The organism is Enterococcus sp. E5-162 (assembly GCF_035725965.1).
In the GTDB taxonomy this organism is placed as follows: domain Bacteria; phylum Bacillota; class Bacilli; order Lactobacillales; family Enterococcaceae; genus Enterococcus_B; species Enterococcus_B lactis.
This window is the reverse complement of record NZ_JAPRFV010000041.1, coordinates 1-757: the sequence shown is the minus strand read 5'-3', so window position 1 is coordinate 757 and position 757 is coordinate 1. Positions and strand designations below refer to the sequence as shown.

General features: G+C 42.7%; 1 protein-coding gene. It reads right to left on the bottom strand.

The window, feature by feature from the left end:
- Positions 1 to 757, bottom strand: a 757-nt coding sequence (locus OZZ83_RS14675; protein ID WP_325066107.1) for a polysaccharide deacetylase family protein, incomplete at both ends; no start/stop codon positions are given.

Sequence of the window (757 nt, the reverse complement as noted above, 5' to 3'; positions counted from 1 at the left end):
TACCCTTGCTCTTGCAGATAATCGATCACTTGAGGGACGGCACGAATCGTTTCAGGATAAATATCATGGAATAAAATAATTGCACCATCGTATACTGTTGCTTGGATCTTCTGCAAAATCAAATCAGGATTTCTTGTCTTCCAATCTTCTGAATCGACCGACCATTCGATGATTGGCCGCCGGATAACACTTGCTCCTACACTTGTGATCGAACCATAGGGCGGACGAACGAAAGTGGGGGTTTTACCAGTGGCTTTTTTTATCCCAGTGTCTGTTTTTGCCACTTCTTCTGTGATCGACTGGGCAGAAAGCACCGCCAGATCCTGATGATCATACGTGTGATTGCCGATCTCGTGTCCTGCTTCAGCTGTCTGCTTCACAATTTCAGGATGTTGCGCCGTATTTTCTCCTAAAACAAAAAAAGTGGCGTGTACGTTTTTTTCTTTAAGTATTTGCAACAGCTGTGGTGTCGTGGTCGCTCCTGGTCCATCATCAAAACTGATGGCAATACTTTTGACAGTTGGATCTTGGACAGCTTCTGTACTTTCTTGTGTTGGTTCTGGTTCAGTTGATTGACTTTGTGTTGATTTCACTGATTCTTGAGTGGATTCATTGACGCTAGCTGTTTCAGTCGACTTGTTTTTATTCGTTGATTGTTCTGATTGTTTGAAAGATTGTGATGAGCGTTCCGATGAAGTTACTTTTCCTTTCTCTTCGCTGATCAATGATGCGACCGAAGTGACTTCGAAAAATAAAA